6 protein-coding genes are annotated in these 14,941 nt (G+C 52.4%); 3 read left to right on the plus strand and 3 right to left on the minus strand.

Annotated elements, in window-relative coordinates; genetic code table 11:
* Window positions 1-26: 26 nt before the first annotated feature.
* Both BLQ88_RS17575 and BLQ88_RS17580 read right to left on the minus strand, forming a co-directional pair.
* The gene (locus BLQ88_RS17575; RefSeq protein ID WP_090152728.1) at window positions 27-2,039 is read right to left on the minus strand and encodes a plastocyanin/azurin family copper-binding protein; all 2,013 of its coding nucleotides are present in this window, start codon (window positions 2,037-2,039) and stop codon (window positions 27-29) included.
* A gap of 25 nt (window positions 2,040-2,064) precedes the next feature.
* Window positions 2,065-3,792 (minus strand): 3-keto-alpha-glucoside-1,2-lyase-like domain-containing protein, encoded by a 1,728-nt coding sequence (locus BLQ88_RS17580; protein ID WP_090152733.1) that lies wholly within the window; start codon window positions 3,790-3,792, stop codon window positions 2,065-2,067.
* 625 nt (window positions 3,793-4,417) lie between these two features.
* On the opposite strand from BLQ88_RS17580, the gene BLQ88_RS17590 reads away from it, so the two are divergent.
* Window positions 4,418-7,735: a SusC/RagA family TonB-linked outer membrane protein gene (locus BLQ88_RS17590; RefSeq protein ID WP_090152739.1), complete on the plus strand. Its 3,318-nt coding sequence runs from the start codon at window positions 4,418-4,420 to the stop codon at window positions 7,733-7,735.
* Window positions 7,736-7,753: 18 nt separating this feature from the next.
* On the plus strand, window positions 7,754-9,280 hold the full coding sequence (locus BLQ88_RS17595) for a SusD/RagB family nutrient-binding outer membrane lipoprotein (protein WP_090152741.1): 1,527 nt from the start codon (window positions 7,754-7,756) through the stop codon (window positions 9,278-9,280).
* A gap of 132 nt (window positions 9,281-9,412) precedes the next feature.
* On the opposite strand, the gene polA is transcribed toward BLQ88_RS17595, so the two are convergent.
* Entirely contained in the window at window positions 9,413-12,298 is a 2,886-nt protein-coding gene (polA, locus tag BLQ88_RS17600) for a DNA polymerase I (RefSeq protein ID WP_090152743.1), read from the minus strand.
* A 463-nt stretch (window positions 12,299-12,761) separates the two neighbouring features.
* Here polA and BLQ88_RS17610 point away from each other — a divergent pair, with 463 nt between their 5' ends.
* The gene (locus tag BLQ88_RS17610) at window positions 12,762-14,846 is read left to right on the plus strand and encodes a S9 family peptidase (RefSeq protein ID WP_218132919.1); all 2,085 of its coding nucleotides are present in this window, start codon (window positions 12,762-12,764) and stop codon (window positions 14,844-14,846) included.
* The last annotated feature ends 95 nt before the right edge of the window (window positions 14,847-14,941 follow it).

Genomic DNA, 14,941 nt, shown 5'->3' on the forward strand with positions numbered 1-14,941 from the left:
CCCACGGGAAGCGCACGAATGCGCCGTTACTTCACCACTTTCAGTTTCCCCTGCATCAGCGAGTAGTGGCCGGGAAAAGTGCAGACGTACTGGTAGGTGCCGGCCTGTTTTGGTGCTACGAAATAGATCGCTTCCGACTTTTCGGGTTCGACGATGTTGGTATGGAAGAGCACGTCGTTCGTTTTGGGCACATAATTCAGTTCAGTACCTTTCAAACCGAGGTTCAGACCGGCTTCGCCCACGGCATTGGCAGCGCCGGGCTTGGTGATGACGAGGTTATGCAGCATATCGTCGTTGTTGTTGAACACGACTTTGATTTTGCTGCCCGCCTTCACCTGGATTTCGGAAATATCGAATTTCAAACCGGGCACAGTTCCTATGGTAACCACCTGATCAGGTCCGTTGGTCCAGCTGGCAGGCATGTCGGTGACGCGTTTGGCCGATGTAGCCGTGCTTGCGGTAGTTTCGGGCGTTGCCGATCCTGAGGCAGCGCCATGTGCGCTGTGGTCCATTGCCGCCGTTGCTTTCACAGTGGTAGTGAATTGCGACGCGTTGGCGGCCTGTCCACCGGCGATTTCATTCAATGTATAATAGCCGGTTGAATGCAGCAGGTTATTGCCGTCCGGCGATTTTACACCCTCGGCTTTGATTTCGTGGATGTAACCTTTGCGCAATGCCGCGGGATCGACCACCAGACGTACGCGAAGGCCGTCTTCCGACACGATAATGCCTTTCAACGGCACTTCTTGTGTATTGATGATCGGGCTGCCGTAGGTGCGGTGGTAGCGGTAGGTGAAGCTGTTCATTTTGTATGCATCCTGCTCAGCAGCTGCTTTTTTATCGACTGGGCTGGTGAATGTGATTTCAAAACCATCCGGCGTCGAGCGTACAGTCTTCATTTCGAATGGCATTTTACCGGTCCACACGAGTCTTTGAATACCAAATTCAGACTTACCCGTTGCCGACCATCCGCGGCTGGTCTGGCCTACGAACATCGAGCCATCCAGGCCCCATTCCATACGGAGGATACCCGACATGAAACCTTCGCGGAAGGGGAAAACGGTTCCCTGCCACACGCCATTCACTTTTTCGAGGTCTACACGGGTGATAATGCTGTGTCCCTGGTCGCCCACGAACATTTGCCCGGTAAAGGGCCCGAATGCGCCGTGGGTAACGTCTTCCTTGAAATCGGACGTCGAGATACCCACCAATGTGTGCGGGAACCATACAGCAGGCGGTTTCAGGCCGGGGACTTTTTTCGCTACGTCATAAAGCGGTTCACCGGTATTCGGAACATCTTCCGGCGTCAGTTTCACCGGCGATCCTTCCTCTTTGCTCCAACGCAAGCCAGCCGGGTTACCCGCGAAATCACCCTTTTCAAGGTGCGTCATGCGGCCCGAACCCACCCAGTCGCCCTGGTTTTCAGTGTAAAAAATATCGCCCTTGTACGATCCGAAGCCGGAAGGGGAGCGCAAGCCGGTGGCCCAGGGCGTCAGCTTGCCGTCCTGGCCGAGTTTGAGCATCCATCCGCGCCATTTCGATTGGCTGGCACCGCGGCCTACCCAGTCGAGGTTGAGGGTGACCAGCATTTCGCCGTTCGGCATCGGCACCGGGCCGTAGGAATACTGGTGGTAGTTGCCGGACAATGGCCAGCGTGAAAACGAGTCGTACACGTCTGCTACGCCGTCATTGTCGGTGTCTTCGAGACGGGTAACCTCGCCGCGCTGCGACACCAGGAAGTCTTTGCCGCGGTAATACAACCCCAGCGGCTCGTGCAGGCCCGTTGCGAAACGGTGGAACGAAGGTTTTCCATCCCCTTTCAGGTACGGGTTACCGATCATCCACACTTCGCCGCGGCGCGTGGAGGTAGCCAGGCGGCCGTCGGGCAGGACTTGCATACCACCGATTTCCATTTTGATGTTTTCGGGAATGGGAATGGTGATAATGCGGTAGTAATCATCGATTTTATTGGGCTTCTGCTGTGCGAATGCACTGGCACAGCCGGCGGTAATCAGGGTAGTTAAAAGAATATTTTTCATTGATACTATTCAGATAATGAGGTTTTTACCAAAACATGGAGTAGCTGGTCGCATTGGAAACGGGAAGGATGAGCTCCTTCATTTCGCCAGCCGGACGTACCACCGCTTTGGCTTTTTTATCCACCTGCACATAATATCGGTCGTCGATCTGGTAAAGTCCTTTCTCTATTTCGGTGATTTGCTTGCCGCTTGCGAGCAGCGAGTACAGCGAGCCTGATGGCGTCCCATCCACGCGGAATGTGCGCGAAAGGCTGTTGCCGCCGGATACCAGTTCGTCGCTTACCGTAGCCGAGCCGATGGCGTACCGGAAAACCGGGTAGCCTTTCGGGTCGATTTTATAACCGAGGAAATTGATATTGGAAGAATCGGGCCAGGTTGCATTTGCATTGTCGAGCAAGGCCACGCTGCTGCGGCCGGAAACATGCACTTTCAATCCTGCGGGGAAGAGGAGTTGCGGCTCGCCGCGTTCGTACCACATTTCGGTAACGTCGGCAAACTGTCCGCGCCATGCCTGTACCAATGCGCCGCGGTTGAGATCGACGGTGTAGTTCCATCCGTCGGGGCTGCCTACCGAGATACAATGCGTGCGCTTGTACTTTTCATTGTCCAGCAGGATGAACGAGCGTACCATTTCGGGACGCATTTCGGGCGTTACGCTGATGTAGGGCTTCGGTTCGGGCTCGGGCAGGGACGACAGCGCGTGCAGGTCGTACGGGCGCACACCCGACTTCTCTACACGCAGCCCCAATGCAGGCTGGCGCCATGGGAAGCGCGAGTAGTAGATTTTAAACTTGTGCTTGCCTTGCGTCAGGTTTACGGCGCCTGTGTGCGTTTCCTGCGAAGTAGCCTCGCCGGACGATACCACATTTCTGCCATCGATATCAACCGACAGAACAGGACCCGAGTAAATGGTGGTGAAAATATAGTCGCCGGCCTCGGTAGCGTCGATGTCTCCCTCGTAAACCAGGTGAAACTCACGCATACCGTTGGTCACTTCCTGCGTTAGCACAGGCGACTGACCTTCGTGATCCAGCTTGCTATATTCTTTGGCATCCCATTTATCGCCATATACTTTGTAATTCAAATTGCTGATCGACAGTGGCTTGCGATTAGCAAGGAGCTGGTAGCCCACGTTGCGGAACGCGATACTGCCTTTGGTAACCTCGAATGCGATGGGCTGACCGTCGCCTGCGGCTTTGGAATTAGGAAGATAAACTGTTTCGAGCACTGTCACGCCGTTTAGCGAAAGCGTGTTCAGGCGGGCGGAGTTAGGAATGTGTTGTACGGATGCGTCATAGGAAATTTCGAGCGTCTGCCAAAGCCCGGCCGATTTGGCGGCATTCTGGCTGGGGAACTGGCCGACATACCCGGAAGTGGATGCGTCCGCAGTCTTTTGTTTGCTGCTGTCGGAGATTTTCACCTTTTGCCCGCCGGGAAGTATAATGTTGCCCTCGGCGCCGGGCGACACGTTGAACTCGATGTAGAGCCGTAGGTCGCTTGCTTTCAGTTTCGTGGTGAGCACCGTCCCGGCATCTCCGATCAGTACGCCGTCACCTGCCAGTGTTTTGGGCTTCGATGCGCCCGACGGGTGTATGGCAATGCCACCTTGTATCGACCAGTTCGGGGCGGCGCTTTCAAATGCGCTGAGGTCTTTGAGGGGAAGCGGAGAATAATTTCCCTTCGATGTCTGGCCCAGTACCATCACCGGACAAGCCAGCAACAGCAGGGAGACTTTCTGAAACAATTGATGCATTGGAATCGATTAAGTGTATTGTTTACAATTAAACAGCGAAGTTCGGCATTTTTTTACCATTATATCCGGAAATAGTATGAATTTTTTGAAGCGTTTTAAGGCTTTTGGAAAAGTTTACCAATGATGAATTTGTGCTTTCCGGCGTATAGCGGCGAGGGTTGATGTATGACTGTTTGAAAGGGACTGCCTTACGTATCTGTATTCCAAAGTATTTAACCTTCAATAGTCCTCATCAAAGATTTTTCTGTACTATTTCAAAATTACAGCAGCTTTTTGTAGCTTTTGTTGTCCTTGTTGCGTGTAAGCGGTTTAAATACAGCTAAATAAGGTAACAATCGGTTGCATTTTTTGTGAATCTGATTTTGTACATTTAAGGGAATACCATTTTGGGTGCGCATTCGCGGCGCGCGTGTGAAGGAGGTAGCGGAAGCCATTAGTAGTGAGATTTTCAAGCATTGATCAATAGTCGTTACCGGCCCTCCGGGATGTAACTCCACAGCCGGGATTTGTTTATAGTATGTTAATAAATACTTAACATAACAGACTGTATTTAACCGGATTTTTGCGCTTTGTAAGGCGTATTTTGCCTATTCCATTCTTTTCTCACCTAAATAACCAAGTGCTCATGATCAAAAAATTTTACTTATGCTTCCGGCTGAGTATTTTCAGAAGAAGCGCGTACACGGGGCTCATGCTCACGGGGCTGCTTTACTGCCACGCGGGCGTTGCGCAGTCGGTCGTTACCGGGCAGGTGATCTCCAACGATGACAAAGCACCCCTCGCTGGTGTGAGCGTCATCGAAAAAGGTACTAACAATGGTACTGTGACCGATTCGGACGGTAAGTACCAGATCTCGGTAAAGGGCGCCAGCTCCGTACTGACATTCTCGTTCCTGGGCTATGTTTCGCATGAAGTGACGGTCGGCGGCCGTGCGGTTGCCGATGTGACGCTTTTTGCCGATTCCAAACAACTTTCGGAGGTGGTGGTAACCGCCCTCGGTATCAAAAAGGACGTCCGTAAACTCGGCTACGCGGTGCAGGAGCTGAAAGGCGAGAGCATTGTTACGGCACGAGAAACCAACATTGTGAACCAGTTGGCCGGTAAAGTGGCCGGTGTGACGGTCGTAGGGAGCCCGTCGGGTATCGGCGGCTCGGCGCGGGTTACGATCCGGGGTGAACGTTCGGTGGATTTGAACAAAAACCAGCCGCTGTACGTGATCGACGGGGTGCCTATCAGCAACTCCATTACGGGCGGTTCGGGCCAGGGTAACCTCGAAGTCGATTTCGGAAATGGCGCGAGTTTTATTAACCCGGACGACGTGGAAACCATGAGCGTACTGAAAGGGCCTGCCGCGGCGGCTTTGTACGGTTCGAGAGCGGCGAACGGGGTGATCCTCATCACGACCAAATCGGGCAAGGGTAACAAGGGCATCGGCGTGGAGGTAAACAGCAACACTACTTTCGAACGTGCATTGAAACTGCCTGAATATCAAAACAAATATGGCCAGGGCAACGGTAACGGCGGCGATTTTGCATTCGTGAATGGTGCCGGGGGTGGTCTCACGGACGGTACCGACGAAGGCTGGGGGCCCGAATTTAAGGGTCAGCTCTATCCGCAGTACAACTCGCCACGCACATTGAACGGCCAGCCAATCCCTTACCTCGGCGGTGACCTGAATGCGCCGGCAGGAAGTGTGATCACACCGACTCCCTGGGTTCCGGATGAAAACGGTTTGAAGGACTTCCTCCAAACGGGCCGCACCTTGACGAACAACGTCGCGTTGATCGGTAACAACGACCAGGGTAATTTCCGCCTATCGTATACCAACCTCGACCAGACGGGTATCGTGCCAAACACCGATCTCAAACGCCATACCGTCTCATTGAGTGCAGGTTACAACCTTACCAAGAAGTTTTCGGCGAAGACATTCGTGAGTTATATCAAAAGCGCGAGCGGTAACCGCCCGTCGATCAGCTACGGCACGGAGAGCATTATGTACCTCTTCAACTGCTGGCTGCCGCGTTCGGTAGATGTTTCGGATATGAAACGTTTATGGATGAACGGACTGGAAGGACAGCGGCAGTTTGGCTGGAACTACAACTACCACGATAACCCTTACCTGACGGTTTTTGAAAACACCAACGGGCAGGACGTCAACCGCATTATCGGTAACGTGATCCTGAAATACGATTTCACCGACTGGCTGAGCCTGCAAGTGCGTACCGCCACCGACTGGGGCAACGAGCGCCGCGAATACCGCCGCGCATTCAGCACGCAGCGTTTCCCGTTCGGTCAGTTCCGCGAAACGAAGATCAATACCGAAGAGCGTAACAGCGATTTCCTGTTGTCGTTCAACAAGGATGTCAGCAAGGACATCAACATTTCGGCGACATTCGGCGGTAACCAGAACCGCCAGAGCTCGATCTACGATGAAGAGAATGCGGGCCAGCTCAACCTGCCGGGCATTTATAACCTCACCAACTCCCGCATTGCGCTCGTAGCCTCGCAAAGTAAAGTTGGCAAGCGCATCAACAGCTTGTACGGCTCCGCGTCGGTTTCGTTCCGCAATTACCTGTTCCTCGACGTCACGGCGCGTAACGACTGGAGTAGCGCATTGACGCTCCCGACAGCGCTGAAAGCGTTCGGTACCGAAAACAATTCGTATTTCTATCCTTCGGTGGCTTTGAGCGCCGTAGTGAGCGATATGACCAAGCTGCCGGAAGTGATTTCCTTTGCCAAACTCCGCGCCAGCTTCGCGCAGGTGGGTAACGATACCGATCCGTTTACATTCACGCAGGCCTACAATCCGAGCACGCCTTACGGAAGCTCGCAGATTTACGGAGAAACCGACCGTCTGGCCAACCTGAGCCTAAAACCGGAGATCAGTACAGCTTATGAACTGGGCGCGGATCTGCGTTTTTTCAAGAACCGGGTAGGGCTGGATTTTACATTCTATCAAAGCAAAACCAAAAACCAGATCCTGCAAATCCCGCTTTCGCAGACGACCGGCTACAATGGCCGTTTCTTCAACGCGGGTGAGATCAAAAACTGGGGTTTTGAAACCATGCTGAACGTAACACCGGTGGAAGTCAATGATTTCAAATGGAATGTGGGTATCAACTTCTCGGCCAACCGCAGCAAGGTACTCGAACTTTCCGACGGCATTACCAACTTCGTAATGGCGAGCAAGGGCGTGAGCATCGAGGCACGCGTAGGCGAGCGTATGGGTGATATGTACGGGATCGCATTCGCACGCGTGCAAAACACCAATGCTTCGGCTCCTTACTACGACGCGACAGGCCAGAATGTAGGCCAGATCGTTTACAAAGACGGTCGCCCGGTGCCTACCACCAACGTTCAGAAAATGGGTAACTATAATCCCGACTGGCTTGCAGGTATCTCCAACCAGTTCAACTACAAGAATGTGAAATTGAGCTTCCTGTTCGACGTTCGTCATGGCGGAAAGATTTTTTCTGAAACACAAGTAGTTGGCCGTGAGGGCGGTATCATCAAAGAAACCCTCGAAGGACGTGCCGACGGCTATGACCTGAGCAAACCGGGCAACGGGGTGATCGGCGATGGCGTGATCCAGAATGCGGATGGTTCTTTCACCAAAAACGACGTGAAACTGACTGCCCGCGCGTGGCATACCGCATTCACCGGCGGCCGTAACATTGCCGAAGGTACAATGTATGACGCTTCATTCGTGAAACTGCGTGAAGTACAGGTGAGCTACTCGATCCCTAACCGCATTCTCGGCCGGTCACCGATCAAGAACATCACGGTTTCCCTGGTTGGACGTAACCTCGCATTGTGGTCGGATGTACCGCACGTGGACCCTGAAACAATGGCTTACAATGGCGGAACCGCATTGCCGGGCATCGAATACATGTCGATCCCTTCGAGCCGCAGCTATGGTTTCAATGTAAGTTTCAAACTGTAAAATTTCAATTGGAGAACAATGAAAAAGCTACTTCCGATATACCTCATGGCTGCGCTGACGCTTTCGGCGGGGTCATGTACCAATGATTTTGAAGAGATCAATACCAATAACAACGTACCGAACGACGTCACGCCCGACCTTTTGCTGGCTGGTGTGATCCGGAACATGATCAACAGCCAGGTGAGCGACGCCTGGGGGATCGGCAACATCGTGGTGCAGCACCACGCCAAGATCCAGTTCGTGAACGAGGACCGTTACCTGTGGGGCCAGCAGAACGGCGTCTGGGATAACGTGTACAGTAATATGCGTAATGTCAAAAACATCCTCGACCAGGTGGGTACCGACGACGCCAACGGCTACAAAGGCATTGCGCTGATCCTGAAATCGTGGATGTTCGCGCTGGCTACCGACGCTTACGGCGATATTCCTTACACCGAGGCGACCAAAGGCAAGACAGACGGCGTGTATTTGCCCAAATACGACACGCAGGAGAGCGTTTACGCAGGTGTGCTGGCAGATCTCGCGACCGCCAACGACATCCTTTCCAAAAGCTCAACGGCGGTTTCAGGTGACATCCTGTTCGGCGGTGGTACCGGTTCGCTCATCAAATGGCGGAAACTGGCCAATTCGCTGCGCCTGCGTTACCTGATGCGTATTTCGAAGCAGAAGGACGTGAAAGCGGAAATGCAGGCGATACTCGCCGATCCTGCCAAAAATCCGATTTTCGAAGGAAATCAGGACAATGCGGAGCTGAAATACCTCGCCTCTGCGCCTAACCAATGGAGGATGTACGATTCACGCGTTGGTTCGTTCGATGAATTCCGTGTGAGCAAGACGCTGAGCGACCGCCTTACGGCATTGAAAGACCCTCGTCTGACGGTTTTTGGCCGCCCTTCGCAATCGTCGGTAACCGCTGGCAAGCCCGTTATCGAAGGTGTTCCGAATGGCCTGGGCGATGTGCCTGCACTGAACTACAACGGTGGTCCTCAGGGTGTTTCGCGCGTAGGTTACACGTTCGCATGCCTCGTGTGCAACGATCCCGGCCAGGCGCCGCCAGATCCTTCGGCACCACGCGGAATCCTGATGAACTACTCGGAATTACAGTTTATCCTCGCCGAAGCGCGTGAAAAAGGCTGGATCACCGCCGGCACAGCCGAAGGTTATTACACCAAAGGCGTTCAGAGTAACTTCGAATACTGGAAAAGCGTGGTACCGTCGTCGTACGGCATCAACGTAACGCCAGACGCTTCGTACTACACGCAGTCAGGGGTGGCTTACACGGGCACGAGCGCGGAAAAACTCGCCAAAATTGCCTTGCAGAAATGGATTTCCTATTATTTCAACGGCCTGGAAGCCTGGTTCGACTGGCGCCGCACGGGAATGCCCGAAATCAAACCCGGCCCCGATAACCTGAACCAGAACCGCGTACCGGTGCGCTTCATTTACCCATTGTCCGAACAGTCGCTCAACGGCGCAAACCGCGAAGAAGCGGTGAAACGCCAAGGAACGGATGATTTGAATACGCGTACTTGGGTGGCTAAGTAGGGAGGAAGGGAGGAAAGGAGGATGGAGGAAGGGGAGGAAAGGGAGGATTTAATCCGCTCTTTCTTCCCCTTCTTGTTTTTTGTATTCCCTATTTTTCTTCCTCCCTTTCCTCCATCCTCCCTTTCCTTCCTTTTAATGCGCCTCCAACCAATTCGCCCCAACGCCGATCCCTGTATCCATTCGCACGGCCATCGGGATTGCATTGCGCATTAGTTCATCTACTTTTTCTTTCAACAAGTCGATCTCGCTGAGGTGTGCGTCGAAGACCAATTCGTCATGCACTTGGAGGATCATGCGTGATTTAAGCTTTTCGCTGGCCATCCAGTCGTGGATGTTGATCATCGCTACCTTGATCATATCCGCCGCGGAGCCCTGGATCGGGGCGTTAATGGCGTTACGTTCGGCATAGCCGCGGTTGGTCTGGTTGCGGGAGTTGATATCCGGCAGGTAGCGGCGTCGGCCCAGGATCGTTTCTACATATTCGCGTTCGCGGGCGTCGTTTACTACCTTGTCCATATAACCCTTCACAGCCGGGAATTCCTCGAAATAGGCCCGGATGATCTCGCTTGCTTCCCCGCGCGGAATGCCCAGGCGCTGCGCGAGACCGAATGCCGAAATGCCATAAATGATCCCGAAATTGACCATTTTGGACTTCCGGCGCATATCAGAAGTGACTTCCTCCAACGGCACGGCAAACACCTTGCTCGCAGTAGTAGCGTGAATATCGCGGCCCTGGTTGAATGCCTCGGTCATACTCGCATCGCCGCTGAATGCCGCCATAATGCGCAGCTCGATCTGCGAGTAATCCGCGGAAAGTATCTGATAATCACTGTTATCCGGCACGAATGCCTTGCGGATCTCGCGGCCGCGCGGCGTGCGGATCGGAATGTTTTGCAGGTTGGGGTTGGTGGAGCTCAAACGTCCCGTTGCCGCAACTGCCTGGTTATACGACGTATGAATGCGACCGGTACGGCTGTTTACCATCGTCGGCAATGCGTCCACGTAAGTCGATTTGAGCTTCTGTAACTCGCGGTAATCCAGTATTTTACGGGCAATGAGGTGATTGGCTTCCAGGTCCGAAAGAATTTCCTCGCCGGTAGCATATTGTCCGGTTTTGGTCTTTTTCGGCTTTTCGATCAGCTTCATTTTCTCAAAAAGGATTTCTCCCAATTGCTTCGGCGAGCTGATATTGAACGACTGGCCGGCAGCTTCGTAAATCTCCGATTCGGTCAGGCGGAGGTCGGATTCCAGCACGGCCGACATTTCTTTCAATGCATTGATATCCAGCCGTACGCCGGTATTTTCCATTGACGCAAGTACCTTGGTCAAAGGCATTTCAACCTCATTGAAAAGCTTCGCCGCATTCACTTTCGGTAGTTCGCGGCTGAAAATCGTATTGAGCTGGAAGGTAATGTCGGCATCCTCGCCCGCATATTGCGTGATCTCCGGGATCGCCACGTCGCGCATATTGCCCTGTTTTCCGCCCTTTTTGCCGATCAGTTCGGTGATCGACACCGGCTCGTAGTTCAGGTAGGAAGCCGCCAGGATGTCCATTCCGTGGCGCTTGTCCGGTTGCAGCAGGTAATGCGCGAGCATGGTGTCGCTCAGTTTGCCGTGAACTTCGATACCGTAGTTTTTCAGCACCAGCAAGTCGTACTTGATGTTCTGACCGATTTTTTCAATGTTTTCATTCTCGAAAACACCCCGAAAATGCTCGACGATTTCCTGCGCTTTTTCGCGGTCTGCGGGCACGGGAATGTAGAATGCCTCGCCAGCCAGGTAGGAGAACGAAAGCCCCACGAGCTCGGCGTCGGTGGTATCCAGTGACGTAGTTTCGGTATCGAAGCAGAATGCTTCCTGCAAGCCCAGGTAATGCGCAAGGCTGGTCATCAGCTCCGGCGTATCCACGGTGTGATAGCGATGGAATGTATTCGCAATGGTCTTTTTCGACGTCGGGATGGTGATTCCCTCGGTATCTTCGGTGAGTTCGCCATCGGCCAGGTCGCCGCTCACGACCGCCGGTTGCTTTCCGATCTCTTCCGTTGGATTGCCGAAAATATCCAGCTGTCCCTGGGGGGATTTGCGTGCTTGCGCCGCACGTCCGCCCGGAGCAGGGGCTCCCGACGATCCGGCCGAGCCTGCACCCAGTACACGGGTTTTTAAGGTTTTAAATTCAAGTTCGTCGAAGAGTTCCGCGATCAGTTCCGCATTGGGTGAGCAAACGGTGAGGTCTTCTGCGTCGAACGGCACAGGCACTTTGCAATCGATCGTTGCAAGCTGCTTGCTGAGCACGGCCTTATCGAAGTTCTCGCGGATCTTTTCGCCGAGTTTACCTTTGATCTCGTCGGCGTGGGTAATGATATTTTCGATCGTGTCGTACTCCTGAATGAGTTTTTGGGCCGTTTTTTCGCCCACACCGGGAATGCCGGGAATGTTATCGACGGCGTCGCCCATGAGTCCGAGGATGTCGATCACCTGGTCGATGCGCTGGATCTGCCAGCGGTCGAGTATTTCCTGGACGCCCAGCACTTCGGCACCCTTACCGAGAAATGCGGGCTTGTAAATGTGCACGTATTGTTCGACCAATTGCCCGTAATCCTTGTCGGGCGTCATCATGAAAACCTCGAAGCCTTCCCGCGACGCTTCCTTGGCAATGGTACCGATAATGTCGTCGGCCTCGTAGCCATCGAGTTCGAGAATGGGGATGCACATGCCGCGTAGCAGCCGCTTCACGAGCGGGATCGCCACGGTAATATCTTCCGGCTGTGCCTCGCGCTGGGCCTTGTAAGCCTCGAACTGCACATGGCGGAAAGTAGGCGCGGCGGTGTCGAATGCAACGCCGATATGGGTTGGTTTCTCTTTTTGCAGTACTTCGAGCAGTGTGTTGGTGAAGCCGAAAACGGCGCTGGTATTCAGTCCCTTTGAAGTGATGCGCGGCGCCTTGATGAACGCGAAATGCGCCCTGTAAATCAAGGCCATAGCGTCCAGAAGGAATAGCTTGTGAACGGGTTTTTCCATGAGGTAAGTTTATGATCGAAACTCAAATATAATGCAACTACCGGCACAGAAGGGGTTTGCCGGCCGTTTTTTGTCGATTTGCAGGAGAAGTATCGAAAGGGCGTTACTATTGGTATTAATTAAAAGTTTTATACAATTTAAAAGAATGGTACTATTTGATTTGTGGCTAGCCTTTGAGATGTACTGTAAATTTGATATTATTAGTATTAACATAAATTTTAAAAAGTATTAAAAGAATAGTATTTATATAATAAAAACAATGTATTAAAAGTATAGTTAGTATAAAATGAAATATATGTATTATAAATATCAAAAGATACTGCAAAAGGGTAGATCATTTAGTACTTAACATTCATATAAAAAGTATTTAACTAATTCACCTAAACAGCCCATTTGAGCGCATATGAGAAATATTTTCTTACTTTTAGCTGTTGTCATTTTTTCCTGTAACCAAAATAAACCCGTGAAAAAAGCATATCAATGGCCGGGAGCCACACCGCCCGTAGCCGAAAAGAAAGACCATGAAACCGGAATGCATGGCGACAAACGCAATGATGAATACTACTGGATGGGCGATTTCTTCCGCGAAGGCCCCGATAGCGACAAGGTTGTGGCATACCTGAACGCCGAGAATGCCTACACCGACACGATGATGGCCGGCACCGCAAAGTTTCAGGAAGCGCTGTTTTCGGAGATGAAAGGACGGATCAAAGAAAAGGACGAGTCGGTGCCGGTGTTCAGTAACGGTTATTGGTACTACACCCGCAGCGAAGAAGGCGAGCAGTATTTCAAGTATTGCCGCAAGAAAGGCTCGCTCGAAGCGTCGGAAGAAATCCTGCTCGACGTCGATAAGATGGCAGAAGGGCATTCTTATTATTCTGCGGTTGGTTTTAATGTAAGTCCGGATAATAGGCTGCTAGTATACGGCGTCGACACCGTTTCGAGGAGGCAGTACACGCTTTATATCAAGAACCTCGAAACCGGTGAGCATTTCGAGGATACGATTTACCCCGCGAGCGGCGGTTCGGAATGGGGGAATGATAACAAAACGCTGTTCTACACGGCCACCAATCCCAAAACGCTGCTGAGCGAGAAGATCAAACGACACACGCTCGGAACGGATTCGAAAAAGGATGTGGTTGTTTACAATGAGAAGGACAAGAGCAATTACATCGGGGTAGGGAAGACGAAGTCGGACAAATACATTGTGATCGCATCGTCGGCCACGATGTCGTCGGAATACCTGATCCTCGATGCCGATAAACCCGAAGGGAAGTTCGAAGTATTCCAGCCACGCATGAAGGATGTGCTGTATGATGTTGATCATCAGGGAGATAAGTTTCTGATCGTGACCAACAAGGATGCGCTGAATTTCAGGCTGATGGAAACGCCGGTGAACGCAACGGGTGTCGGGAACTGGAAAGAGGTGATCCCCAACCGCGCCGATGTGCTGCTCGAAGGGATCGATGTTTTCAAGAATTACCTCGTGATTACCGAGCGGCAGAACGGCCTTTTGCAGCTCCGGATTCGCAATATCAATACGAATGGGGAACATTATGTGGATTTCGGCGAGCCTGCTTACACTGCTTTCGCCGGTTCTAACCCTGAATACAACAGTTCCAGCCTGCGCTACGTCTACACGTCGCTCACGACCCCGAGCTCGGTGTACGATTACGACATGGAAAGTCGCGAAAAGGAGCTGAAAAAGCGGCAGGAAGTGGTAGGTGGCTATAATACGGAGGAATATGTGACGGAGCGCTTGTACGCGACCGTACGCGATGGCGTGAAGGTCCCGATTTCGATAGTATACAAAAAAACGACCGCTAGGAGCGCCGAAACGCCACTTTTGCTTTATGCATACGGCTCATACGGCAACAGCATGGACGCCGCATTCAGTAGCACGCGCCTGAGCCTGCTCAACCGCGGGTTCATATACGCACTCGCACACATACGAGGAGGACAGGAAATGGGGCGCCAATGGTACGAAGATGGCAAGATGTTCAAAAAGAAGAACACGTTTAACGATTTCATGGACTGCGCCGAGCATCTGATCAAGGAAAACTATACTTCCAATGCTCATTTGTTCGCGGAGGGCGGCAGTGCGGGCGGCCTGCTCATGGGCGCGATCAGCAACATGCGTCCCGACCTCTGGCGCGGCATTATCGCCGATGTGCCATTTGTGGATGTGGTAACGACCATGCTCGACGAAAGCATTCCGCTGACTACCAACGAGTTCGATGAATGGGGGAATCCTCAAAACAAGGAGTCGTACGACTACATGAAGTCCTATTCTCCTTATGATAATGTGGAGCCAAAAGCATACCCCAACATGCTCATTACCACCGGCCTGCACGACAGCCAGGTGCAATATTTCGAACCCGCCAAATGGGTAGCACGCCTGCGCACGCACAAAACGGACCAGAATGTGCTGCTGCTAAAAACGAATATGGAAGCCGGCCACGGCGGCGCGTCGGGGCGCTTCGATTATTTGAAAGAAATCGCGTTGCAATTCGCGTTTTTGTTCGCGTTGGAAGGCGTTACGGAGTAGGGCGAGCGTCCGAGAGTATTAATGATTGAATGACCGAATGATTGAATGACCGAATATTTTTTATTCAATCATTCAATCATTCAATCATTCAATCA

The sequence above is a fragment of the Dyadobacter soli genome (genome assembly GCF_900101885.1).
Taxonomy (GTDB): domain Bacteria; phylum Bacteroidota; class Bacteroidia; order Cytophagales; family Spirosomataceae; genus Dyadobacter; species Dyadobacter soli.

Coding starts and splice junctions, on each gene's coding strand:
- polA (WP_090152743.1), bottom strand. CDS start 12,298: ATGGAAAAACCCGTTCACAAGCTATTCCTTCTGGACGCTATGGCCTTG.
- BLQ88_RS17590 (WP_090152739.1), top strand. CDS start 4,418: ATGATCAAAAAATTTTACTTATGCTTCCGGCTGAGTATTTTCAGAAGA.
- BLQ88_RS17580 (WP_090152733.1), bottom strand. CDS start 3,792: ATGCATCAATTGTTTCAGAAAGTCTCCCTGCTGTTGCTGGCTTGTCCG.
- BLQ88_RS17595 (WP_090152741.1), top strand. CDS start 7,754: ATGAAAAAGCTACTTCCGATATACCTCATGGCTGCGCTGACGCTTTCG.
- BLQ88_RS17575 (WP_090152728.1), bottom strand. CDS start 2,039: ATGAAAAATATTCTTTTAACTACCCTGATTACCGCCGGCTGTGCCAGT.